This is a genomic window from Nocardioides stalactiti, from assembly GCF_014180715.1.
In the GTDB taxonomy this organism is placed as follows: domain Bacteria; phylum Actinomycetota; class Actinomycetes; order Propionibacteriales; family Nocardioidaceae; genus Nocardioides; species Nocardioides stalactiti.
Genome location: NZ_JACEFC010000003.1, coordinates 1 through 21,792 on the forward strand (window position 1 = coordinate 1; position 21,792 = coordinate 21,792).

Consider the following 21,792-nt stretch of genomic DNA (forward strand, 5'->3'; position numbering starts at 1 on the left):
CCCACCCCGCCGTCGACGCAGCGCCGGCCGACGTCGTCGGTCGCGCGACCGGGACCCCGTGGTGGCTGTCGGTGCGCGGCGCGGACTGGCGCCACCCGGCTGGTCCACGGTCCAGCATCACCGACCTCCAGAACCACCCGGTCGTGCACGTGTCGTGGCGCGACGCCCGGGCCTACTGCCGCTGGGCCGGCAAGCGCCTGCCCACCGAGGCCGAGTGGGAGCACGCCGCCCGCGGCGGTCTCGACCGAGCCCGCTACCCGTGGGGCGACGAGCTCACCTCGCGCGGCCGGTGGCGCTGCAACATCTGGCAGGGCTCGTTCCCGGCGACCAACACCCTCGACGACGGCTACCTCACCACCGCGCCGGTCGGTGCGTTCGCGCCCAACGGCTACGGCCTGCACAACACGGTCGGCAACGTGTGGGAGTGGTGCCAGGACGCCTTCCGCGCCACGGAGTACGCCGACCGGTCAGCCGACGGGGGCGGTGTGATCCCGGACCCGCGGGCCAGCGAGCCGAGCGGCGTCGACGACGCCGCCGTCCGTCGGGTCATGCGCGGTGGGTCCTACCTGTGCCACGACAGCTACTGCAACCGCTACCGGGTCGCGGCGCGCTCGTCGAACACCGCGGAGTCCTCAGCCGGCAACATCGGGTTCCGCTGCGCCAACGACGACGCGGAGTAGCCCCGAGCACGACGGGGCCCGGACGCTGGTGCGTCCGGGCCCCGGGTGCGATCAGTCTCGCGTCGACTCCGATCAGTTCGCCGGCAGGACGAACGGCACTTCCTCGCCCGGCGCGATCGTCAGCGTCTCGCCGTCGCGACGGGTGACCTCGTCGTTCGCGTAGGTGAGCCCGGAGACGTCCTCCAGCACCAGCGCCGGCCGCCCCGCCCGCACCGTCGCGAGCGGGGCATCGGTCTCGTCGAGCCACGCGATCAGCTTGCCGCCGAGGCTGCGCACCAGGCCCGGCTTGGCGGCCGCCAGGTTCTCGGTCTCGCCGACGTCGGTGCGCAGGTCGTACAGCTCGAAGGTCTGGTCGGCGTACTTGTAGTACAGCTTCCAGCGTCCGTCGCGGATGATCGAACCCGGCCCCTGCACGCCGACGTAGCCGGGCAGGTGGTGGAAGTGGGTCCGCTCGACGTGGGTGCCCTTGCTGAACGCCGGCCTCAGGTCGACGCCGTCGAACGGAACGCCGGCCGGGAGCGTGGCCCCGGCGTACGACGCGAGCGTCGGGTAGAGGTCGGTGCTGTTGACGAGGCTGTCGTTCACGCGCCCACCGCCGCGCACCAGGTCGGGGTTGGCGCTCCACACGATCCACGGGACCCGGATGCCGCCCTCGTAGAGCTGGCCCTTGTCGGCCCGGAGCGGGCCGTTCCAGGCGCCGGAGTTGATCGGGTCCTCCTCGCCCCCGTTGTCGGAGGTGAAGATGAGCACCGTGTTCTCGGACAGGGGTCGCCCGTCGTTGCGCGGGTCGGGCGTCGTCTCGAGGTAGTCGACGATCCGCGCCACCGACTGGTCCACGCCCTCGGTGAGCGCCGCGTACGACGGCTTGGCCGGGTCGGCGCCCGGGGCCTTCGCCTTGTACTTCGCCAGCAGGTCGGGCCGCGCCTGGGCGTCGTTGACCGGGAAGTGCGGCGCGAACTCGCTGACGAAAGCGAAGAACGGCTCGTCCTTGCTGCGGTCGATGAAGTCGAGCGTGGCGTCGGTCTGCGCGTCGGTGACGTGCTTGTCGGTGCCGACGAGCGCGTCGAGCTGGGCCTCGCTCACCCCCTGGCTGTAGGGCGCGATGTTCGCGTCGACGTACGCCTGGGTGTAGTCGGCACCGAACTGGTCGAGCGAGGGGGCCACCGAGTCGTTGAATTGGTTGTTGGTCGCGAAGTAGTAGGTCGCGTGGGAGTTGGAGCTGCCGCCCCAGTTCTCGTCGAACCCGTGGGCCTGCGTGATCTCGTCGATCGATCCCGTGACGTGGAACTTGCCGGTGTAACCCGTCGTGTAGCCCGCGTCCTGGAGGGTCTCGCCGAGCGCCTGGTAGCCGACCGGGATCGCCGTCCGGCCGTCCTCAGCGAGCCGGCCCTGCGTGACGCCGCGCAGCGGAGCCGACGCGTTGCCGGTGATCGCGCCGACGGCGTAGACGTTGTTGGTGGACCGTACGGCGTACTGACCCGTGTGCAGCGCCGTGCGGGTGGGCGAGCACTGGACCGAGGCATAGGCCTCGGTGAAGACCTGGCCGTCTGCGGCGAGGCCGTCGATGACCGGCGTCTCGTTGAAGTCGTTGCCGTGTCCGCCGTTCGCGAGGTCGGAGCTCAGGTCGGCCCAGCCGAGGTCATCGGCCATGACGAAGATCAGGTTCGGCGTCGGGGCGTCCTGCGGCTTGGCCGCCGTGGCGGACTCGGAGGCGGCCAACGTCGGGAAGGCGCTGGCGAAGGTCAGGACCGCCGGGACGGCGATGGCACTGACCAGTCTTCGAGAAGGCATGGTGGTCCTTTCGGGAGTGGAGGTTCCCGCAGGAATCTAGTGTAAATAACTAGACATACGTTTGTATCACTTCCCTTCCACGCTGCTTCGCGACCCGTACGATGCTGTCCTCCCCTCCAGGAACCTCATCGGAGCTCTCACATGTGGAAGACCTGGCTGATCCGGATCGGCGCGCTCGCCGTCGTCCTGATCGTCGTGGGCGCCTGGGCGTCCAGCCTCGTCGAGCGCGGCGACGACGAGCCCGAGCAGACACCGGTCGTCCGGCGCGACGCGCCCGACCGGCCCGACAAGGGCGACCGCGACCGTCGTACGAAGCGGGCTGACGAGCGCGCCGAGGCCGACCGGCCCTCCGACGACACCACTCGCGACCCGGTCGAGGGCGCCGAGGTCGCCGACCAGGTCGACAGCCCGTCCGACGACCCTGCCGCCGAACCGGCCCCGAGCACACCGTCGAGCCCCGACTCCCCCGACGGTCCCGACGAGCCCGAGGGCCCCGGCCAGGGCGACCCGCCGGACCAGCCCTCCCCCGACCCCAGCGACCCGCCGCCCGCCGCCGACAACTGCGAGGACCTCGGCGACGCCGTCGACTGCATCCTCAACCCGGTCACCAGCGCCCCCTGACCCGAGTCAGAGCGCGACGTCAGCAGCCGTCGGACGCCAGCCCCTTGTCCTCCGGCGACAGGCGCTCGGAGGGTGGACATCAGGAGACGCCCGCGTCCAACCCTGCGCGCACCTGCCGCGGTGTCTTTCCGAACCATCGGCGGCAGGACCGGTTGAAGGTGCTCTGCTCGGCGTACCCGAGCAACCCCGCGATCTGGCTGAGCCCCAGGCCGGGCTCGGCGAGGTACCTCCCGGCCTGGTGGCGGCGCTCCCGGTCGATCACGTCCTGGCACCGGATGCCCTCCTCGAGCAGACGACGCTGCAAGGTCCGCGGATGCAGGTTCAGCTGATCGGCGATGGCGTCCGCGGTGCAGTGCCCCGTCGGCAGCAGCCGGCGGGCGAGCTCGGCCACCCGCTCGGTCAACGTCGTGGTGTGCGGGAGGAAGTTCGCCTCGAGGTACTTGGTGGCGATCCGCCGCGTCTGCGGGTCGGCGCGGTCGATAGCGCGTTCCGCCAGTCCCAAGGGCAGCTCGAACCCGCACCAGGCCTGCCCGAAACGCACCTCGCACCCCAGCACCTCGGCATACGCCGCGTCCGAGCCCATCTGCTCGTGCAGGAACGAGATCGCGCTGGGTCGCGCATCCGGACCACCTAGGAGCCGGGTGATCTGGACGCCGTTGGCCATGCTCAGCTCATAGCCCTGACGGAGCACGTCGAGGCTCAGCTCGGTCACCTCGTAGGTGAACTTGAGGTCCCTTCCTCGCCCCTGCGGTTCGACCGCCAGGGTCAGTGCCGGCGAGTGGACGTAGAGGTAGCGGGCGACCGATCCCAGGCCGTCCTGGAGCGTCTGGGCGTTCCTGGCGATGACCGCGATCGGGCCGAGGATGTCCAGTCCCTGCCACTGCGAGAGGCGGAGCCCGAAGTCAGGGCAGTCCAGCTCCTCGGCGCTGGCTTCCAGCATCCGCACGAACGGCTCGAAGGCGACGAATGCGTCCTCCTCCTGCTCGGCCGCCGGCGCGATGCCGAAGCGCGACTGCAGTCGCGCCGGATCACCCCCGAGCTCGCGCACCAGCGTGCCGAAACCCCACAGGTTGCTGGCACGGATCAGGGTCGGCACGCGCCCACTCCCTCAACTGTCGGGAAATGACAAAAGTATGTCGCACCCTGTCAATACGCAGGGAGCGCCGGGCGCGCAGTCTCGTCTCATGACCACCACCCACTTCGACGTCCTCGTCATCGGCGCCGGCCTCTCGGGCGTCGGCACCGCCTGCCAGCTCACCGCGGAGTTCCCCGACAAGACCATCGCCATCCTCGAGCGGCGCGAGCGGCTCGGTGGCACCTGGGACCTCTTCACGTACCCGGGCATCCGCTCGGACTCCGACATGTTCACCTTCGGCTACAAGTTCCGCCCGTGGCACGAGCTCAAGGTCCTTGCCGACGGCCCGTCGATCCGCAACTACATCGCCGACACCGCGCAGGAGTACGGCGTCGACCAGAAGATCCACTACGGCCTCAAGATCGTCGGCGCGGACTGGTCGAGCTCCGACGCTCGGTGGACCGTCACCGCAGTGGTCGAGGCGACCGGCGAGCAGCGCACCTACACATGCGGCTTCCTGATCAGCTGCACCGGCTACTACAACTACGACAAGGGCTTCACGCCGGCCTTCCCTGGTTCGGAGCGGTTCGGTGGCCAGGTGGTGCACCCGCAGCACTGGCCCGAGGACCTCGACTACGCCGGCAAGAAGGTCGTGGTGATCGGCAGCGGTGCCACCGCCGTCACCCTGGTGCCCACGATGGCTGGCACGGCCGAGCACGTCACCATGCTGCAGCGTTCGCCGTCCTACGTCTTCTCGGTGCCTGCCGTCGACAAGATCTCCAGGGTCCTCGGGCGGTTCCTCCCCACCCAGGTCGTCTTCGAGTTCGCCCGGCGGCGCAACGTCGCCCTCCAGCGCGGCCTGTACCTGGCCTGCAAGCGCTGGCCGAAGGCGATGCGGCGCTACCTGCTCTCCCAGGTCGCCCGGCAGGTCGGCCCCGACATCGACATGAGCCACTTCACGCCGACGTACATGCCGTGGGACGAGCGCTTGTGCGCCGTCCCCGACGGCGACCTGTTCAAGGCGCTCAGGTCCGGCGATGCCTCGATGGTCACCGACCACATCGAGACCTTCACCGAGAAGGGCATCCTGCTCCAGTCCGGGGAGGAGCTGGAGGCCGACATCATCGTCACGGCCACCGGCCTCGATGTCCAGATGCTCGGCGGCCTGAAGCTGTCGGTCGATGGCGAGGCACGTGAGCTCCACGACCAGATGACCTACAAGGCCGTGCTGGTCGAGGACATCCCCAACCTGGCCTGGATCTTCGGCTACACCAACGCGCCCTGGACCCTGAAGTCCGACCTGGCCGCGACCTACCTGATGCGGCTCCTGCAGCACATGGACGACCACGGGTACGCCGTCGCCACGCCCCGCGACAGCGCTGACTCCGCCCTGGACATCGGCATGGTCGACAACCTCCAGTCCGGCTATGTCCAGCGCGCCAAGGACAAGTTCCCCCGCCAGGGTTCGACCTACCCGTGGAAGGTCCTCATGCACTACGGCAAGGACACCCAGATGCTCGTCGAGGACGCCATCGACGACACCCTCGTCCAGTTCGGGTCCGCCGCCGCGAAGCTCGAGGACGTCGCATGAGGCCCGACGCACCCTCGCCCGCCGTCGTACCTGGTCCGGGGCTCAACTCGCCGACCACCGGAAGTCCGAGGACGTCATGATCGAAACCACCTTCCTCAGCGGCGGCACGACGTGTGCCGCCTGGCACCTGCCTGGCGCCGGCGATGCCTTCCTGACCGATGCCGGCCGGCCCTGCGTGGTCATGGCGCACGGCTTCGGCGGCACCCGCGACACCGGGCTCCTCGGGTATGCCGAGGGCTTCGCAGCCGCCGGTCTCGACGTCCTGCTCTTCGACTACCGCGGCTTCGCCGGCTCCGGCGGCGCACCGCGCCAGCTCGTGTCGTACCGGCGTCAGCGCGCCGACTACCGCGCAGCCATCGCGGCTGCCCGCGCACTCGACGGCGTCGACCCGGACCGCATCGCGCTGTGGGGTACGTCGTACTCCGGAGGCCACATCGTCCCGGTCGGTGTGCGAGACGGGCGGATCGCCGCCGGGCTGTCGCTGACCCCCGCGATGGACGGCCTGTCCGCGCTGCTGGCTCTCGCCCGCCACGGCGGCCCGCGGCGACTGCTGCCCCTGATCACCAACGGGGTCCGCGATGCCTTGCGTGCCGTGACCCGCCGGAGCCCCCACTACCTCCCGGTCGTCGGTTTGCCCGGCTCGACGGCCGTGATCACGGCCCCTGGTGCGGTCGAGGACTACCAGGCCCTGGCTGGTCCGACCTGGCGCAACCAGGTCACTGCGCGGACGGCGCTGGTGGTGGCTTTCAACCGGCCGATCCGGTTCGCGTCCCGGGTCCGGTTCCCGCTCCTCGTCCAGATCGGCGACAACGACGCGGTGGCGCCGCCCGCCGCGGCGCACCGGGCGGCCGACAAGGCCGGTCGGCATGCGCACGTCCGGACCTACCCCGTTGACCACTTCGACGTCTACGACGGCCCGTGGCAGCAGCGGGCGCTCGCGGACCAGATCACGTTCCTCGGCCAGCACCTCGGCGGGACGGTCACCACCACCAGTGCGAAGCAGCACGGTGAGGGGCCCGTTCGACGATCCAGGCGCTTCGCGACGCCGACACCGCCCGGCCCCCTGAAGGAGGTCACCCGATGATCGACCTGGTCCTGGTCTACGGGTTCATGCTCGTCCCGATCTGGATCCCCTTGTTCACCGTCTCGGTGGGCGTCGTGGCCGACGCCGTACGACGCGACTCCTGACTCTCCGACCTGCCGGGGAACCCGAGGACACCCGCCCGCGGTCGTGGTTCCGTGGTGCGAGTCGAGCAACCGAGCGATCCCGGGCGGAGGTCGCTGCTCGATCGCCGCCGCCGCCGACGTCGAGCGTGAGCGACGCATCCAGGTGGCATGCTGTCCCTTGGCGCGCGAAGGACGAGAGGGGCTTCCGACGACAACCGCTGCCGGCGCCGGGACACCCTCTGATCCGCCGACGAAAGGAACAACCCATGTCGAAGTCGATCCCCGCCTCCGACCTGCCGCCGGGAGCCGTCACCGGCGTGGAGCGTCAGGCCGTCGGCAACAACGCCGGCGACTACTTCGCCGTCAGCCGCAAGTGCCGCCACCTGGGCGCCGATCTCGCCGAGGGCAGCATCGACCCGGACGGGTGCCTCGTGTGCCCGTGGCACCAGGCCAAGTACGACGTCACCACCGGCCGGATGGTCCGCGGACCGCAGGGCGTCTTCGCGAAGATCCCCGGCCTGGGCGCGATGTTCAAGGGACTCACCCGCGTCGTCCCGCTCAAGGTCGGCAAGGTCACGCCGCGCGGCGCTGACCTCGAGATCGACTGAGTCCCGGCCGGGACACGCCGACGTCGGTCCGTCGCACGGGCCGCTGATCGACCACGGTCCACGGGTCGAGCTCCACGACTTCGTAGGTGTAGGCCAGCCGACGTCCCAGGAACTGGGCGACGAAGTCCATCCGCGAGCCCACCGTGACCGGCGGTGGGGTCTGCCAGTCGACGGAGCGGATGTTGGCGTACCACTCCGGTGCGTTGCCGGGATCCGCGGCGTAGGCCGTCACGGCCGCGACCGGCCGGTCGATGATGGTCTGGACCTCGACGTCGACGCTCACCCTCCCATCGTCTCCGGTTGCCGCGAGGTCCGCCATCGCCAGGTCGAGCCGATGCTCCGGCTTCGGGCAGGTCGCCCGAATCCTCGGCTCTGCCGAGCAGGCATCGTTGCCCGGTCCGCGCAGCGATGGTTCGGCACGACGCCCGCACGTTGCCGGCGGTCCCAGGCGCCGTGACCGGCTGCCGCCTCAACCCTTCAGCCGCACCCGCCACGCGACCCCGGGACGCAGCAGCCGACCGGGGTGGTCCACGCCCGGTCGACGAGCTCCGCTGCCGCGCGGCGGTGATCCGTTGGGCGACTCCCACAAGACTTGAAGAAGTTTTCAACTTGTGTAGAGTCCTCAGCAGGGTCGCGCCGACGGTGCGGGCCGGATCGGAGGTGGTTCATGAGCGTGCCGCTGTACCAGGCGAAGGCCGAGTTCTTCCGGACGCTCGGTCACCCGGCCCGGATCCGGATCCTCGAGCTGCTCTCGGAGCGGGACCATGCGGTGCACGAGTTGCTCGAGCACATCAGCATCGAGCCCAGCAACCTCTCCCAGCAGCTGGCGGTCCTCCGTCGTACCTCCCTGGTCGTCGCCCATCGCGAAGGCGGCGAGGTCACCTACTCGATCAGTGCCCCTGAGGTCCGCGACCTGCTCCTCAGTGCCCGGAGGATCTTGGTCGGACTGATCCACGTGGACGAGGACCACGACCTGGCACCGACGACCAAGACGGCCCGGTGATGGCCGGAGGGGAACGCGAGAACGCCCGATCGTTGCGGGGCGACCTGCTCCAGCTCGGGCGCCGCGCGCACAGCCTGCGACCCCGGACAACCGATTGGACGCAGTCGCGGCCGCGCCGCGACCTCACCGCCGGCGTGATGGTCGGCCTGGTGGCGCTGCCGCTGGCCCTGGGGTTCGGCGCGAGCTCGGGGATGGGCGCGACCGCGGGGTTGATCACCGCGATCGTGGCCGGCGCCACCGCGGCGATCTTCGGAGGGAGCCGAGTGCAGGTCAGCGGACCTACCGGCGCCATGACGGTGGTCCTCGTTCCCATCTTCGCAACCCACGGCCCCGAGGGTGTCCTCGTCGTCGGCGTGCTCGCCGGGATCATCCTGGTGGGCCTTTCCCTGGGTGGCGCGGGACGCTTCATCCGCTACGTACCCGTTCCGGTCGTCGAGGGGTTCACCCTGGGGATCGCGGGCATCATCGCGCTTCAGCAGCTCCCGGCCGCGCTCGGAGTCGAGGTCCGCGGTGAGAACGTCATGGTGCTGGCGGCCGACACCCTCCTCGCATGGGTCGAGAGCCCCGTGTGGACCCCGGTCGGCATGACCCTCGGCGTCACCGTCGCGATCCTGGTGGTCGCCCGGATCCGGCCGTCCGTGCCGGGCAGCCTGCTGGCGGTGGCCCTGGCCACCGCCGCAAACTCGGTCCTGCAGCTGGGCGCCGCCACGATCGCTCACATCCCGGTCGGCCTGCCAGCACCTCGGCTGCCGTCGGTCCCCCTGGGCGACCTGAGCGCACTCGTCCTCCCGGCGATCGCGGTTGCGGCACTCGCCGCGCTGGAGAGCTTGCTGTCGGCGACCGTGGCCGACGCGATGAGCGTCGGACAGCGCCATGACTCCAACCGGGAGCTGTTCGGCCAGGGGCTCGCGAACCTTGTCGCGCCGCTGTTCGGCGGCGTGCCCGCGACCGCGGCGATCGCCCGTACGGCGGTCAACGTGCGCGCGGGGGCGACCTCGCGGTTGGCCGCGCTCAGCCACGCCCTCGTCCTCCTCGGGGTGGCGCTCGTCGCCGCGGGCTGGGTCTCCGAGATCCCGCTGGCAGCACTGGCGGGCGTCCTGGTGGCGACGGCGATCCAGATGGTCCGCTTCTCCAGCCTGCGCGCCGTGGTCCGATCGACGCGCGGCGACGCCGCCGTCCTGATCATCACGGCCGCCGCCACGGTGCTCTTCGACCTGGTGACCGCCGTCATCCTCGGTCTGGTCGTCGCCGGTTTCATCGCGCTGCAGCAGACCGCGAGGACCGCACGGATCGACGAGGTGCCGCTGGACGACGCTGACCACATCGATGAAGAGCTGTCGCTGCTGGACGAGCACATCGTCGCCTTCCGGATCGACGGGCCGTTGTTCTTCGCCGCGGCGCACGACTTCCTCCTCGAGCTGTCCGAGGTCGCCACCGTTCGGGTCGTCATCCTGCGGATGTCACGCGTCACCACGATCGACGCCACCGGCGCCCACGTCCTGGCGGACACCATCAGCCGGCTCGAGGGCCGAGGCGTGACCGTCTTGCTCTCCGGGGTGCAGCCGACCCATGCACGGGTGCTGCGGGAGCTGGGCGTGTACGGGCGGCTGGCCCACGAGCGACACCTCTTCGACGACACCCCCGCGGCCATCGCCCACGGCCGCCTGCACGCGTCCCGAATCGCCCACGCCGCCGCCACCCACCCCCACGAGGAAGAGGACCTGCCATGACCCACCCGCTCGCTCCGTGTCCGGAGTGCCGCGAGAACTACACCTACGAGCAGGGCGCGCTGCTGGTCTGCCCGATGTGCGGCCACGAGTGGTCGGCCGATGACGACGCAGACGCCGACGGGGCGCGCCCGATCACCGACGCGTTCGGCACCGCCCTCGCCGACGGTGACACCGTGACCGTGATCAAGGACCTGAAGGTCAAGGGTTCCTCGCTGGTGGTGAAGGTCGGCACCAAGGCCAAGAACATCCGTCTCGCCGACGGATTCGGCGGACACGACATCGACTGCAAGATCGATGGGATCGGCGCGATGCAGCTGAAGTCGGAGTTCGTCCGCAAGAGCTGAGTGCGAGCGACCCGCTGCCGTCACGCCGCGGAGCTACCCCTCGACGGCCGCCTCGCGCAACCGCAGGCGAAGAGCGGCGGGCCCCACCCCGAACCACCGCCGGCAGGAGCGGCTGAGCACGCTCTGCTCGGCGTACCCGAGCTCGCGGGCAACGGCGGTGAGCCCGAGCTCGGTGTCGCGCAGGTAGTGCACCGCGAGATCGCGGCGCTGCTCCTCGACCACCGCCCCGAACGTGGTCCCTTCCTCGCCGAGCCGACGCTGGAGTGTCTTCGGGTGCAGCGCCAGCTGTCGCGCCACGAGGTCCATCGTCACTGCGCCGGTGGGGAGAAGCTGGCGCACCAGACGCCTGACCGGCGGCGCCACACCGGGCTCGCTGGTCTCGGTCAGCACCTCCAGGTAGCGCAGCAGCACCTGGTTGGCCTGGCTGTCGCCCGCCAGCGGCCGGGCCAGGTCGGTGGTCCGCATCACGAATCCGCTGCGGGGCGCGTCGAAGCGGGCAGGGCACCCGTAGAACGCGCGGTAGGAGTCCAGGTCGTCCAGAGCCGAGTGGTCGAGGTGCACCTCGAGCGGCGTGTAGTCGTCGCCTCGCAGGAAGCGGAAGATGTCGAGGGCGATGCCGAGCGACAGCTCCGTCGTGTGGACATGCGCCGGGATGTCGGTGGCGACCACCCGGAACTCGAAGAACACCCGATCGGGCCCCGGGTCGGGCGTCAGCGACACCTCGATCGAGGGGCTGTAGGCGGCGAGATAGGTCGTGAAGACCTGCAGCGCCTCCCCCATCGTCGACGCCGTCCTTGCGGCGACGCCGACGGGGCCGAGGATCTCGATGCCCTGGCGCGTCGCCAGCCGGCGACCGAAGTCCGGCACGCCGGTCGCCCGCGCCCCCGTCTCGACGGCGAGCACCAGGCTGCGGTAGCTGATGAACGTCTCGTGGTCGCCGGCGTCGCCGGGACGGACCCCGGCGCCGCGCAGCAGCGGGTCCGGGTCGCAGCCGAGCTCGGTCACCAGGTCGGCGTAGCCGTGCAGCCCTGAGGCGCGGATCACACCCATGTCCTCAACTGTCAAATGGTTGTCCTGATGTGTCAAGACGCAGGCGGGCCGCGCGCGTGACGCTGGACACATCGCACCAACGGCCGGTCCCGGCCAGAGCGCGAGGCCCGGCTCCCTCCGGGCACCCGACCACCACCTGCCCGCGGCAGGCCCTCCCGGAAGGATCCGCCATGTCCACCACCACTCCCGTGCCCGCCACCACGAGCAACGGCACCGCCCTCCCCGTCGTCGCGCTGCCCCAGGGCGAGCTGCTCACCGTCAACGCGAACGACATGCCGCTGATCGTCGACTCGCTCGGCCCCGGCGTGCACTTCAAGCCGCTGCGACTCGACCTCGAGCTCGGTGAGTGGGTCGTGCTGGCCACCTTCGCCCCCGGCGTCGAGCTGCCGCTCCACTACCACACCGGCGCCGTCGACGCGTACACGCTGAGCGGCTCCTGGCACTACGTCGAGTACCCGAAGCAGGTGCAGACCGCCGGTTCGTACCTCTACGAGCCCGGCGCCTCCGTCCACACCTTCAAGGTGCCGGAGGACAACACCGAGGACACCGTCGTGTGGTTCCGCGTCTGCGGCGCGAACATCAACTTCAACCCGGACGGCACCTTCCACTCGATCCTGGACGCTGCCCTGATCGCCCACCTCACCAACGTGCTCGGCGAGGCCCAGGGCCACGGCAAGGTCAACTACATCGGTGGCGGCGCGGCCGACTTCACCGCCGACGCCTGATGCGCGCCGTCGTTCTCGAGCGCGGCAGCCTCACCGTCCAGGAGGTCCCCGAGCCGGTCCCCGGCCCCGGTGAGGTCCTGGTCGAGGTGCTGGCCGCCGGCATCTGCGGCTCCGACAAGAGCTGCGCGAACCACGCGGACGGCTTCAACCGCGCCTCGCAGGCGCTCATGGGGATCGACCTGCTCGACCTCGACAGCCCGATCGTCTTCGGGCACGAGTTCGTCGCTCGGGTGGTCTCCTACGGCCCCGACACCCAGCAGGCCATCCCGGTAGGCACCCGCGTGGTGTCGATGCCGATGCTCCTGCGCGAGCAGCCCGTGCTGCTCGGCTTCGCCGGGGCCGAGGTTCCCGGTGCCTACGCCGAGCGGATGCTGCTCTCCGAGGCGCTGCTGATCCCGGTGCCGGACCACCTGCCCACCGAGGTCACCGCTCTCACCGAGCCCCTCGCGGTGGCCCTGCGGTCGGTCAACCGGGTCGACACCGGCGCGGACGACGTCCCGCTGGTGCTTGGCTGCGGCCCGATCGGTCTGGCCGTCATCGCCGTGCTCAAGATGCGGGGCGTCGGGCCGATCGTCGCGGTCGACCTGTCGGCCGAACGTCGCGACTTCGCGAAGCTGATGGGCGCCGACGTCACCGTCGACCCCACGGTCGAGTCCCCCTACGACACGTGGATGCAGGCCGCTGCGACAGACGACCCGGCGCGGATGGCTGCGCCGACCGCGGTCTTCGGCCAGCTGCCGTTGCGCCCGACCGTCGGCTTCGAGTGCACTGGCGCGCCTGGGCTGCTGCAGCAGCTGGTCGCGGGCGCCCCGGCGGGCTCGCGCATCTCGGTGGCCGGGATCAACCTGGATCCCGACACCATCGAACCTGCGCACGGCATCCTCAAGGAGCTGGACATCCGGTTCAGCCTCTACTACTCGCCACAGGAGTTCGCCGAGACCGTGGCCCACCTCGCCTCCGGCGAGCTGGACGCCGCCGCGCTGATCACCGGACGCGTCGGCCTCGACGACGTGGCGGAAGCCTTCGCGCGCCTGGGGAACCACCCCACGGACGCGAAGGTGCTCATCGACCCCTCGCTCGGCTGAACGGAACCCTCTTGGGCAACTGCCGCCCGCGTCTCTGGGGGGATGCGGGCGGCAGACCCACCATCTCTCCCACAAGATCCCGCCAGGAGCTCCCCATGACCAGCACCGCGCCGGGTCGGCCCGCGCCGACGCTCGACCAGCGCATCTTCATCACCGGCGCCAACGGCTTCATCGGCCGTGCCATGGCTGCTCGCTTCCGCGAACTCGGTGCCACCGTCACCGGGGTCGACCTTTCGGCCGATCCCGAGCACGGCGTGGTCGCCGGCAACACCACCCGCCCCGAGGAGTGGTCCGACGCGCTCGCGGGGGTCGACGTCGTGGTGCACACCGCCGCCCTGCTCGGGTCGGCGTACTCGCTGGACCAGGCGTGGGAGGTCAACGTCCTCGGCACCAGCCGGGTGCTCCGCGCCGCCATCGACGCCGGCGTGCCGCGCCTGGTGCACCTCTCCTCGGTCGCCGCCTACGGCTACGACTTCCCCGACGGTGTCGACGAGACCCATCCGGTGCGGGTCGACGACGATGTCTACACCGACACCAAGGTCAACTCCGAGGCCGTGGTGTTCGCCGCGCACGCGGCCGGTGAGATCGCCGCCACCGTGGTGCGGCCCGGCGACGTGTGGGGCCCTGGCTCGGTGTGGGTGCGCTCCCCCCTCGCCGAGATGTTGAAGCCCACCGGCTTCCCGCTGCCCGACGGCGGCCGCGGCATCTTCACCCCGACCTACATCGACAACTTCGTCGACGGCGTGGTCCTCATCATGTCGAACGACGACGCGATCGGGCATGCGTTCAACATCACCGACGGCATCGGCGTCCCGTGCTCGGACTACTTCGGTCGGCTCGCCGCGATGTCGGGCGGTCGTGTCGTGCACATCCCGATGCGGGTGGCCTCGCCCCTCGCCGACGTCGTCGGAGGCCTGATGCGCCGGGTCGGGATCCCCAACGACCTGAGCCGCGGCACCATGCGGCTGCTCAACCGGCCCGGCACGTACTCCATCGACAAGGCGCGCAAGGTGCTCGGCTACGAGCCGCTGGTGGGCATTGACGAGGGGATGGACGCCGTCCGCGCCTGGGCGATCGACGACGGCCTCATCGAAGGACACCGATGAGGGCCGAGCCCGCCCCCGGGGCGACCACGAACCGCCTCACCGCGATCGAGCGGGACGGCCTGACCTTCGGCGTCATCGATGCCGGTCCGATCGACGGACCGCCGGTGGTGCTGCTGCACGGCTTCCCGCAACGCGCGACGACGTGGGCCCCCACGACCGCGCTGCTCAACCAGGCCGGTTTCCGCACCTATGCCCTCGACCAGCGCGGATACGCGCCCGGCGCTCGGCCGCGCGGACGACGTGCCTACCGGATGGCCGAGCTGGTCGACGACGTCGTCGCGCTGATCGACCGGATCGGCGGACCCGTCGTCGTCGTCGGGCACGACTGGGGCGCGGGCGTGGCGTGGAACGTCGCGACCCGCCACCCCGACCGGGTGTCCCACCTGGTCGCGGCCTCCGTCCCGCACCCGGCGGCCTTCTTCGCCTCGATGGTGCGGAGCAACCAGCTGCTGATGTCGGCGTACATGGGCTTCTTCCAGCTCCCCGTCGTCCCGGAGCTGTTCACCCGGTTCGGCTGGATGCGCTGGTGGCTCCGCCGCTCGGGCATGCCCGCCGACGCGGTGACCCGCTGGGAGCGCGAGTTCGCCGGCCGGGGCTGTCTGCGGGGCGCGCTCGGCTGGTACCGGGCGCTGCCGTTCCTCGAGCCGCGTCTGGTCGGCACGACGTCGAGCATCCCCACGACCTTCGTATGGAGCACCGAGGACTGGTTCCTGGGCCGCAAGGGCGCCGAGCTCACCCCGCAGTGGGTGAGCGGGCCCTACCGCTACGTCGAGCTCGACGGGAGCAGCCACTGGCTGATGGACGAGCATCCGGGAGTGCTGGCCGCCCAGGTGATCGCCGGCCCGCCGCGCTGACCTGGCCGGGATGCGCCCCGGCCGGCCGTCATCCTCCGGGTGGGGCCGGTGCGGGTGCGTACATCTCGATCGGGTAGTGCACACCCTTGACCTGCACCTCACCCCGGGACTCGCACCGGACTTCGTCCTTGATCAAGTGCCAGCTGGTGCTGGAGAGCAGGATCCCTCCGGGGTCCGCGTGCGACTGGATCCGCGCAGCGACGTTCATCTGGATGCCGATGCCGGTGTAGGTGGCGCGAACAGCCGTCCCGAAGGTGCCCACGGAGACGACGCCGGTGTTGATCCCGACCCGAGCGCGCAGTGGTGCGGTGAGTCCGAGCGGATACCAGCGCTCGCTCCACCCGGGCAAGGTGTTCTGGAGCTCGAACGCGGCGGCGGTCGCAGCGCGGACCTGATCGGCCGGTTCGGTCTCCGCAGGGGCCCCGAAGATGGCCATCAGTCCGTCACCGGCGAACTCGGTCACCGTGCCGCCGTGCCGCTCGACGAGCTCGGCCAGGTCGCCGACGTAGTCGTTGATCAGCTCGGCCAGCGCCTCGGGGTCGAGCTGGTCGGCCAAGACGGTGAAGCCGACGACGTCGGAGGAGAAGACGGTGACCCGGCGGCGCTGGGCGTGACTGACCGTGTCGTCACCCTGCTCGATCAGCGACACCACCGCCGTCGGTGCGTAGCGGCGGATGAGCTGGCGGCTCTCGACGAGCTGGCTTCGCTGCCGCACGATCACCTGCTCCTGGACGAAGCTGCGCCGACGACTCCCCTCCGCAGCGATGCTCGCCACGCCGAGGACCAGCGGGGTGCTGGCGACGAAGACCATCGGCACCCAGACCTCCGACCGGGTGAGCTGGTCGTCGGCGTAGTCGAGGAGCAGCATCCCCGCACCCAGCCCGTTGAACAGCACGCCCAGCAGGAGCGTGCTGCGCCACCCGAGCCGGGAGATCAGCGGGATGAAGGCGTACCAGATAGCGGCGACCACCGCCGTCACGGCACCGGCGGGCCCGATCCGATCGGTGAAGCCCGTCCAGCACACGTACATCAGGGCGATGCCGTTGATCGGGAGACCCGCGATCGTGAACGGGACCAGCGCCCGACGGAGACGTGGGTGCGTCAGGATCGCCCACAGGGCGGTGATCGGAGCGAGCACGGCCAGCTCGACGACCCAGATGGAGGTTCGCATGTCCGGGCCGAGCCACCACGCGGTGTAGAACGGGAGGGCGAGCCAGTGGAAGGTGCCTGGGATGGCGATGCCCCGCACCACCGGCACCATCTTGCCGACGTTCCAGGCGCGGTAGTCGGCCTCGGTCGCGGACGGGAAGCGACTCCACCAGTGCGGACGGACCAGGTCGGGATCGAGGCCGGGATCGAGGCCGGGATCGGCCGGGAGTGCAGCCTCCATGGGGTCCTCCATGGTTCAGGCACCCGCTCCGACGTGAACGACGCGCGGGGTGGTGTAGGAGTTCAACCCGTCGAGGACGCCGACGCCGCTGCTCTTGGCGGGCTCGCACACCATGCCTTCAGCGCCGCCCCACCACTCGTTGACCCAGACCACCGCCGCCGGGATCGTCGCGGCGGCATCGATGTGATCGGGATCCTTCGACAAGACGGTGGCGGCCAGCCCGAAGCTGGAGTCCCGAGCCAGGTTCAGCGCCTCGTCGAACGACGCGACGACGCGGATCGGTGCCACCGGACCGAAGGTCTCCTCCCGCATGATCGCCATGTCGTCGGTGACGTCGACAAGGACGGTCGGCGGGTAGAACGATCCCGGGCCGTCGGGGACCGTGCCGCCGGTGAGGACCCTCGCTCCCTGGACCACCGCCGCGTCGACCTGGTCCGCGACGATCCGGCGCTGACGCTCGTCGACGAGCGGGCCCAGGTCGGTTCCCTCCGACTGAGGGTCCCCGACCTGCAGGGCCGCCGCGCGCCCGACGAGGGCCCGGGTGAACTCCTCGGCGACAGTGTCGAGCACGTAGAGGCGCTCCATCGAGGTGCAGATCTGTCCGGTGTTGTGGAACGCGCCGAGGGCCACCTGCTCGGCCGCCCACACCGGATCGACGGTGTCGTCGACGATCACGGGGTCCTTCCCGCCGAGCTCGAGGAGCGCCGGGCGCAGGTGAGCGGCGCTGGCCGCAGCCACCGAACGGCCCGCGGCGGTCGAGCCGGTGAGCACGGCGATCCCCACGTCCGGGTGCTCCATCAGGGGCGCCCCCGCGCGGACGTCACCGAGCACGAGGTTGAGCACCCCGGGGGGCAGGTCGAGCAGCTCGACCAGTCTGACCGCGGAGAGCGGGCTGCGTTCGGAGGGCTTGAACACCACGGTGTTGCCGGTAGCGAGCAGTCCCCCGAGGGAATCGGCGCCCACCAGCAGCGGGAAGTTCCAAGGCACCACCAGGGCCCCGACGCCGTACGGGTGCCGCACGATCCGGGTGGAGCTGCCCTCGGCGCCGGCCAGGGCAGTCACCCAGGCATAGGTCCGGGAGGCCTCGGCCGCGCCGGCGATCGCGTCGAGCGCCGCCACGGTGTAGTCGCGCGCCAGGGCGATGGGCTGACCCATCTCCATGGTCTGCAGCCGCGCCAGCTCCTCGACGTGCGGACGGACCCGGTCGACCGCGGCGGCGATGCGGTCCGCCCGCTCGCCGACAGCAAGGGCGGCCCACTCCGGTTGAGCCGCCACGGCCGCGGCGACCGCGGCGGACACGTCCTCAGCGGCACCGGCGGGGATGACCCCGACCACGCCGCCGGTGGCCGGGTTGCGGACGTCGATCGTCGCGCCGTCGCACGACTCAACCCATGAACCACCGATGAAAAGTCGTGCCGTCTCCACACATCCCCCGTTTGCCGATCGTTCCCAGCCCCGAGTGTGTGGCGACCTCGGTCGCACGACCGGAAGATTAGTGGACGGGTGGTTGGTTCCGTGAGGCGCCACCGCTTCTCGCCGGATGTCGTCGTCCACCTCGGCCTTCAGACCGACCTGGATGCGCACGCACGAAGGGCCCGGACAGAATCTGTCCGGGCCCTTCGATCTTGTAGCGGGGGGGAATGTAGAGGCCTGCGACCAACTGGTGCGTGCTCGGCGATCCCTCGCTCGGATCGACTGCTGCACAGGCAAGTGCCAGGCCCTCGACATGGTCGCTCCTTCCCGTCGAGCGCGGTCTCGGCCTCGTCGAACAGGACTTGTAGCGAGCCCTTCCACGCTGGCAGGTCTCTGCAGAGCGTGATCCAGGTGAGCTCGCGGTTGATCTCGTCGTACTGGTGAATGATGAAGTTGCGGTTGGCGACAGCGAGTGCCCACTCGACTCCCTCGGAAGCGAGCACTCCGAGTCGCGACAACCGGTTGGCCGCTTCGCCGAGCTTCATCATCAGCGAGTCGCCAGCCTCTTGGAGCAGGTCGTCAGTGAGGTATGCCTCGCGGCCCCGATCCACGATTTCGTCCACGCGAGACACCCACGTCCTGATGTGGATGAGTTCCTTGGCCGCCTTGATCTCCATCAGAGCAGCACCGCCTCTCGCCGGATGTCATCGTCCACCTTCGGCTTGAGACCGCCGTACTCGATCAAGTCGATCTCGCGTCCCAGCACTCGCTCGAGCAGCTGCTTGAAGCGGATGAAGTCGAACGTCGAACTCCCCTCGGGCGCTTCGACGACAAGGTCGATGTCGGAGTCCTCCCTCGCCTCGCGACGAGCGACCGAACCGAACACCGCGAGCCGTCGGTACCCCGAGTCCTCCGCGAGACGCCGGAGAACCGGCGCAGCAGCCTCGACGAGTCGGTCGGGATGCACGCCCGACAGGTCCGAAGCCGACTTCAGTTGCTGACTCACGGCCGGCTGACTGACCCCCAGAGCGTTGGCGATCTCACGTTGACTCATCCCTGTCGCCACCATCGAGCGCAGGGCGAGGGCACGACGAAGCCGCGCGACCTCTTCCTGCTGCCGCGCAGCGACGTACTCCGCTACCGCGTTCATAAGGTGACCTTATCAGCGGTCGAGACCAGGCTCCCAAACCGACGTCAGAACCTGGTTGCGCATGCACGAAGGGCCCGGACAGTAACTGTCCGGGCCCTTCGATCTTGTAGCGGGGGGAACGTGGACATCTGCGATCGCCCCGTGCGACGAGTCCGCTTCTGGGCGTCGGTCGGTCCGCGCACGGGCATCTGCCACCCCTTCCTCGCCGGATCTGGGTGCCCATGTAAACAGAACGCTGCGACCAATCAGCCCCGCCGAGACCGCGCGTGTTCGGCCGCCCGACGAGCGTTCAGCCCGTGGGTACGGCACCTCGTCGCGCGTTGCGCCGGCTGCCGTTGACGAGGTCGTTGAAACGGTCGATCGCCCAGATCGTCCGGAGTCCCGGACGGCCCATCATCATCGGCCGCGGGAACCTCGGTTTGTCGTGCCACAGGGTCCGCAGGTCCTCGTGCAGCTCCCCGTCGACGATCGCGTCCGCGATGAGCGTTCCCACGTACGGCGCCTGGGCGAGCCCGTGACCGTTACAGGCGATCGAGTAGTGGACGTTGTCACCGACCCTCCCGGCGACGGGGAGCCACGACGAGGTGATCGCGATCCACCCACCCCAGGCACGGTCGACCGCGACGTCGGCGAGCGACGGGAACCGCGTGGCGAAGGCACCCGCCAGCTCCTCGACCAGGCCGGGGTCGGGCGTCTTCGCCGGGAGCGGGTACGTCGTGCCGCGCTCGAGCCGGCGGACGCCGAACACGATGGTGTTGCGCGGAGTGAGCCGGTAGTTCTCCATGATCGCGTGCTGGGTGACCAGGCCCATCCCGCTGGTCCAGCCGAGGGCGGCGATCCGGGCGGGGTCGATCGGTTCCGTCTCCACCTCGATGACGTAGATGGGCACCGACAGGTGCTTCGGAGTGATGTCCCACTCGCCGGCGAACGCGTTCGTGGCGAGCACGACATGGTCCGCTCGGACGGTCCCGTGCGCAGTGGTGACGACGACCCGGTCGCCGTCGCGGGCCACGTCGGCGACCTTGGTCTGCTCGAAGACCCGAGCGGAGGAGTCGAGGAGCACGCGGCGCATCCCGAGGGAGAACTTGCCCGGGTTCATCCGTCCGCCGATCATCTCGCGCATGCCGCCGACGAATCCGCGCGGGATCCCGAGCTCCGCGGCTGTGCCCACCTCGACATGCCCCCCCGCGCGGGTCACGATCTTCGCGACCCGACGCACCCGACCCATCTGTCCGCGCGAGACGGCGGCGAAGGCGTTGCCGGTCGCCTCGTACTCGCACTCGATGTCGTGCTTGGCGATGAAGTCCTCGACGTGGTGAGCGGCGTGCTCGGCGAGACGCATCATGCCCGGCATCTTCTTGCGCGAGAGCAGGTTGAGGAGCTGGAGGTCACCCCCGGGCGCGCCGGCCAGCTGGCCAGCGTTGCGGGAGCTCGACCCGTGGCCGCAGAACTCCGCCTCGACGACCACCACGTCCTGCCCGCGCTGCGCGAGCCGCAGCGCGGTCGACATTCCGCCGATACCGCCCCCGATGACGGCGACTTGGCAGGTCACGTCGCCGTCGACGCCAGGCCTGAGGTCCGCGGGGGCGTCGACCCAGCCGCTGAAGGACTCGTAGGCGACGCTGTCGGTCCTCATGCCCGCACCGCCTTGCGGTGGTCGTCAGCCGGCGCGCTGCCCGTCGCCTTGTTGTGGTCGTCGAGGGCGCGGTAGGCGAACAGGTAGGTCAGCATCTGCAGGCCCCACACGGTGAGCGCGAAGGTGTAGAAGAGTGCGCGATCCTCGAGCGGGTCGACCGAGTCGGGCAGCGGGAAGAAGTCGTAGGTCAGCGCGACGGCCGTGGCCGCGAGGCTGACCGCGAGCGTGGCGACAGCGACCCGGGTAGCTCCGATCTCCCACAACCGCTTCACGAAGTAGAGGAGGAAGGCCAGCGTCAGCAGGTTGACCACCAGGTAGAACGTGGCCGGGCCCTGGTGCAGGAGGAACTCTCCGTTGTCGTCCACGTGGTCGCGGTACTTCGGCTGTGCCAGGAAGAGGCCGCAGCCGATCGCCAGGGCGAAGACACCGATCTCGACCGCGAGGCTCGCCTTGTAGCGATGGGTCACCGCCAACAGGCCGACCACCAGTAGCAAGGTGATCCCGATGGACCGGGAGAACGCATCGAGGAAGAACGCGAACGCGTACTGCCCGCTGGCCTCACCTCCGTCCGGATCGTCGGCGAAACGCAGCGCCCAGACCAGGAAGTTCGTGCCGGAGGTCGCGACGATGAACCACTCGATGCCGAGCAGGTAGTTGCGGTGGTGCTTGATGAAGCGCCATCCCGCCCAGTAGCCGCACACGATCATGATCAGGTCGGCGACCAGGAAGGTCAGGCCGTAGATGTCTTCTTTCATGTCATTTCCTTGGAGTGA

The 21,792-nt window shown here is 70.2% G+C and carries 22 protein-coding genes; 12 read left to right on the forward strand and 10 right to left on the reverse strand.

Features of this window, described 5'->3' with window-relative positions:
• A partial coding sequence (locus H0487_RS00975; protein WP_183092357.1) for a formylglycine-generating enzyme family protein occupies nt 1-680 on the forward strand: 680 nt, incomplete at its 5' end.
• A 72-nt stretch (nt 681-752) separates the two neighbouring features.
• Here H0487_RS00975 and H0487_RS00980 read toward each other — a convergent pair.
• Nucleotides 753-2,471, reverse strand: coding sequence for a sulfatase-like hydrolase/transferase (locus tag H0487_RS00980; protein WP_183092358.1), 1,719 nt, complete (start codon nt 2,469-2,471; stop codon nt 753-755).
• A 141-nt stretch (nt 2,472-2,612) separates the two neighbouring features.
• On the opposite strand from H0487_RS00980, the gene H0487_RS00985 reads away from it, so the two are divergent.
• Nucleotides 2,613-3,092: a hypothetical protein gene (locus H0487_RS00985; RefSeq protein ID WP_183092359.1), complete on the forward strand. Its 480-nt coding sequence runs from the start codon at nt 2,613-2,615 to the stop codon at nt 3,090-3,092.
• A gap of 79 nt (nt 3,093-3,171) precedes the next feature.
• Here the strand turns inward: H0487_RS00985 and H0487_RS00990 are convergent, their stop codons facing one another.
• Entirely contained in the window at nt 3,172-4,188 is a 1,017-nt protein-coding gene (locus tag H0487_RS00990) for an AraC family transcriptional regulator (RefSeq protein ID WP_183092360.1), read from the reverse strand.
• Between the two features lie 88 nt (nt 4,189-4,276).
• Here H0487_RS00990 and H0487_RS00995 point away from each other — a divergent pair, with 88 nt between their 5' ends.
• The 3 genes from H0487_RS00995 (at nt 4,277) to H0487_RS01005 (ending at nt 7,533) form a co-directional block, all read left to right on the forward strand.
• Complete coding sequence (locus H0487_RS00995) at nt 4,277-5,758, forward strand: flavin-containing monooxygenase (protein ID WP_183092361.1); 1,482 nt, start codon at nt 4,277-4,279, stop codon at nt 5,756-5,758.
• Nucleotides 5,759-5,834: 76 nt separating this feature from the next.
• Nucleotides 5,835-6,842: an alpha/beta hydrolase gene (locus H0487_RS01000; protein ID WP_183092362.1), complete on the forward strand. Its 1,008-nt coding sequence runs from the start codon at nt 5,835-5,837 to the stop codon at nt 6,840-6,842.
• A 349-nt stretch (nt 6,843-7,191) separates the two neighbouring features.
• Nucleotides 7,192-7,533, forward strand: coding sequence for a Rieske (2Fe-2S) protein (locus H0487_RS01005; protein WP_183092363.1), 342 nt, complete (start codon nt 7,192-7,194; stop codon nt 7,531-7,533).
• Here H0487_RS01005 and H0487_RS01010 read toward each other — a convergent pair.
• A complete protein-coding gene (locus H0487_RS01010) occupies nt 7,499-7,816 on the reverse strand; it encodes an SRPBCC family protein (RefSeq protein ID WP_183092364.1) in 318 nt (105 codons plus the stop codon). The genes H0487_RS01005 and H0487_RS01010 overlap by 35 nt on opposite strands.
• 384 nt (nt 7,817-8,200) lie before the next feature.
• On the opposite strand from H0487_RS01010, the gene H0487_RS01015 reads away from it, so the two are divergent.
• Genes H0487_RS01015 through H0487_RS01025 form a run of 3 tightly spaced genes read left to right on the forward strand, consistent with a single transcriptional unit; the run spans nt 8,201 to nt 10,610 of the window.
• The gene (locus H0487_RS01015; RefSeq protein WP_183092365.1) at nt 8,201-8,536 is read left to right on the forward strand and encodes an ArsR/SmtB family transcription factor; all 336 of its coding nucleotides are present in this window, start codon (nt 8,201-8,203) and stop codon (nt 8,534-8,536) included.
• Entirely contained in the window at nt 8,536-10,266 is a 1,731-nt protein-coding gene (locus H0487_RS01020; protein ID WP_183092366.1) for a SulP family inorganic anion transporter, read from the forward strand. Before H0487_RS01015 ends, H0487_RS01020 begins: the two co-directional genes overlap by 1 nt.
• The gene (locus H0487_RS01025) at nt 10,263-10,610 is read left to right on the forward strand and encodes a zinc ribbon domain-containing protein YjdM (RefSeq protein WP_183092367.1); all 348 of its coding nucleotides are present in this window, start codon (nt 10,263-10,265) and stop codon (nt 10,608-10,610) included. The genes H0487_RS01020 and H0487_RS01025 overlap by 4 nt, the downstream gene beginning before the upstream one ends.
• Before the next feature lie 33 nt (nt 10,611-10,643).
• On the opposite strand, the gene H0487_RS01030 is transcribed toward H0487_RS01025, so the two are convergent.
• Complete coding sequence (locus H0487_RS01030; protein WP_183092368.1) at nt 10,644-11,660, reverse strand: AraC family transcriptional regulator; 1,017 nt, start codon at nt 11,658-11,660, stop codon at nt 10,644-10,646.
• Between the two features lie 170 nt (nt 11,661-11,830).
• Here H0487_RS01030 and H0487_RS01035 point away from each other — a divergent pair, with 170 nt between their 5' ends.
• The 4 genes from H0487_RS01035 to H0487_RS01050 all read left to right on the forward strand — a co-directional run bounded on the left by H0487_RS01035 (nt 11,831) and on the right by H0487_RS01050 (nt 15,430).
• Nucleotides 11,831-12,385, forward strand: coding sequence for a 2,4'-dihydroxyacetophenone dioxygenase family protein (locus H0487_RS01035; protein ID WP_183092369.1), 555 nt, complete (start codon nt 11,831-11,833; stop codon nt 12,383-12,385).
• Nucleotides 12,385-13,470, forward strand: coding sequence for a zinc-binding dehydrogenase (locus H0487_RS01040; RefSeq protein ID WP_183092370.1), 1,086 nt, complete (start codon nt 12,385-12,387; stop codon nt 13,468-13,470). The genes H0487_RS01035 and H0487_RS01040 overlap by 1 nt, the downstream gene beginning before the upstream one ends.
• A 95-nt stretch (nt 13,471-13,565) precedes the next feature.
• Nucleotides 13,566-14,576: an NAD-dependent epimerase/dehydratase family protein gene (locus tag H0487_RS01045; protein WP_183092371.1), complete on the forward strand. Its 1,011-nt coding sequence runs from the start codon at nt 13,566-13,568 to the stop codon at nt 14,574-14,576.
• A complete protein-coding gene (locus H0487_RS01050; RefSeq protein WP_183092372.1) occupies nt 14,573-15,430 on the forward strand; it encodes an alpha/beta fold hydrolase in 858 nt (285 codons plus the stop codon). Before H0487_RS01045 ends, H0487_RS01050 begins: the two co-directional genes overlap by 4 nt.
• Nucleotides 15,431-15,458: 28 nt before the next feature.
• On the opposite strand, the gene H0487_RS01055 is transcribed toward H0487_RS01050, so the two are convergent.
• The 6 genes from H0487_RS01055 to H0487_RS01080 all read right to left on the reverse strand — a co-directional run bounded on the left by H0487_RS01055 (nt 15,459) and on the right by H0487_RS01080 (nt 21,774).
• Nucleotides 15,459-16,820 (reverse strand): adenylate/guanylate cyclase domain-containing protein, encoded by a 1,362-nt coding sequence (locus H0487_RS01055; protein ID WP_183092373.1) that lies wholly within the window; start codon nt 16,818-16,820, stop codon nt 15,459-15,461.
• Nucleotides 16,821-16,835: 15 nt separating this feature from the next.
• On the reverse strand, nt 16,836-18,245 hold the full coding sequence (locus tag H0487_RS01060; RefSeq protein WP_183092374.1) for an aldehyde dehydrogenase family protein: 1,410 nt from the start codon (nt 18,243-18,245) through the stop codon (nt 16,836-16,838).
• 137 nt (nt 18,246-18,382) lie between these two features.
• On the reverse strand, nt 18,383-18,910 hold the full coding sequence (locus tag H0487_RS24435; protein WP_183092375.1) for a HepT-like ribonuclease domain-containing protein: 528 nt from the start codon (nt 18,908-18,910) through the stop codon (nt 18,383-18,385).
• Nucleotides 18,910-19,302, reverse strand: a complete 393-nt coding sequence (locus H0487_RS01070) for a nucleotidyltransferase family protein (protein WP_220792970.1) — start codon at nt 19,300-19,302, stop codon at nt 18,910-18,912. The genes H0487_RS24435 and H0487_RS01070 overlap by 1 nt, the downstream gene beginning before the upstream one ends.
• 370 nt (nt 19,303-19,672) lie before the next feature.
• Nucleotides 19,673-21,019: an NAD(P)/FAD-dependent oxidoreductase gene (locus H0487_RS01075; RefSeq protein ID WP_183092377.1), complete on the reverse strand. Its 1,347-nt coding sequence runs from the start codon at nt 21,017-21,019 to the stop codon at nt 19,673-19,675.
• On the reverse strand, nt 21,016-21,774 hold the full coding sequence (locus H0487_RS01080) for a transporter (protein WP_183092378.1): 759 nt from the start codon (nt 21,772-21,774) through the stop codon (nt 21,016-21,018). Before H0487_RS01080 ends, H0487_RS01075 begins: the two co-directional genes overlap by 4 nt.
• Nucleotides 21,775-21,792: the final 18 nt, after the last annotated feature.

Excerpts from the sequence above, each read along its gene's own strand:
- H0487_RS01055 (WP_183092373.1), bottom strand. The coding sequence starts at position 16,820 with ATGGAGGCTGCACTCCCGGCCGATCCCGGCCTCGATCCCGGCCTCGAT.
- H0487_RS24435 (WP_183092375.1), bottom strand. The coding sequence starts at position 18,910 with ATGGAGATCAAGGCGGCCAAGGAACTCATCCACATCAGGACGTGGGTG.
- H0487_RS01020 (WP_183092366.1), top strand. The coding sequence starts at position 8,536 with ATGGCCGGAGGGGAACGCGAGAACGCCCGATCGTTGCGGGGCGACCTG.
- H0487_RS01040 (WP_183092370.1), top strand. The coding sequence starts at position 12,385 with ATGCGCGCCGTCGTTCTCGAGCGCGGCAGCCTCACCGTCCAGGAGGTC.
- H0487_RS01045 (WP_183092371.1), top strand. The coding sequence starts at position 13,566 with ATGACCAGCACCGCGCCGGGTCGGCCCGCGCCGACGCTCGACCAGCGC.
- H0487_RS01000 (WP_183092362.1), top strand. The coding sequence starts at position 5,835 with ATGATCGAAACCACCTTCCTCAGCGGCGGCACGACGTGTGCCGCCTGG.
- H0487_RS01075 (WP_183092377.1), bottom strand. The coding sequence starts at position 21,019 with ATGAGGACCGACAGCGTCGCCTACGAGTCCTTCAGCGGCTGGGTCGAC.
- H0487_RS00985 (WP_183092359.1), top strand. The coding sequence starts at position 2,613 with ATGTGGAAGACCTGGCTGATCCGGATCGGCGCGCTCGCCGTCGTCCTG.
- H0487_RS01080 (WP_183092378.1), bottom strand. The coding sequence starts at position 21,774 with ATGAAAGAAGACATCTACGGCCTGACCTTCCTGGTCGCCGACCTGATC.
- H0487_RS01005 (WP_183092363.1), top strand. The coding sequence starts at position 7,192 with ATGTCGAAGTCGATCCCCGCCTCCGACCTGCCGCCGGGAGCCGTCACC.
- H0487_RS01035 (WP_183092369.1), top strand. The coding sequence starts at position 11,831 with ATGTCCACCACCACTCCCGTGCCCGCCACCACGAGCAACGGCACCGCC.
- H0487_RS01070 (WP_220792970.1), bottom strand. The coding sequence starts at position 19,302 with ATGGTGGCGACAGGGATGAGTCAACGTGAGATCGCCAACGCTCTGGGG.
- H0487_RS01025 (WP_183092367.1), top strand. The coding sequence starts at position 10,263 with ATGACCCACCCGCTCGCTCCGTGTCCGGAGTGCCGCGAGAACTACACC.
- H0487_RS00995 (WP_183092361.1), top strand. The coding sequence starts at position 4,277 with ATGACCACCACCCACTTCGACGTCCTCGTCATCGGCGCCGGCCTCTCG.
- H0487_RS01030 (WP_183092368.1), bottom strand. The coding sequence starts at position 11,660 with ATGGGTGTGATCCGCGCCTCAGGGCTGCACGGCTACGCCGACCTGGTG.
- H0487_RS01050 (WP_183092372.1), top strand. The coding sequence starts at position 14,573 with ATGAGGGCCGAGCCCGCCCCCGGGGCGACCACGAACCGCCTCACCGCG.
- H0487_RS01015 (WP_183092365.1), top strand. The coding sequence starts at position 8,201 with ATGAGCGTGCCGCTGTACCAGGCGAAGGCCGAGTTCTTCCGGACGCTC.
- H0487_RS00980 (WP_183092358.1), bottom strand. The coding sequence starts at position 2,471 with ATGCCTTCTCGAAGACTGGTCAGTGCCATCGCCGTCCCGGCGGTCCTG.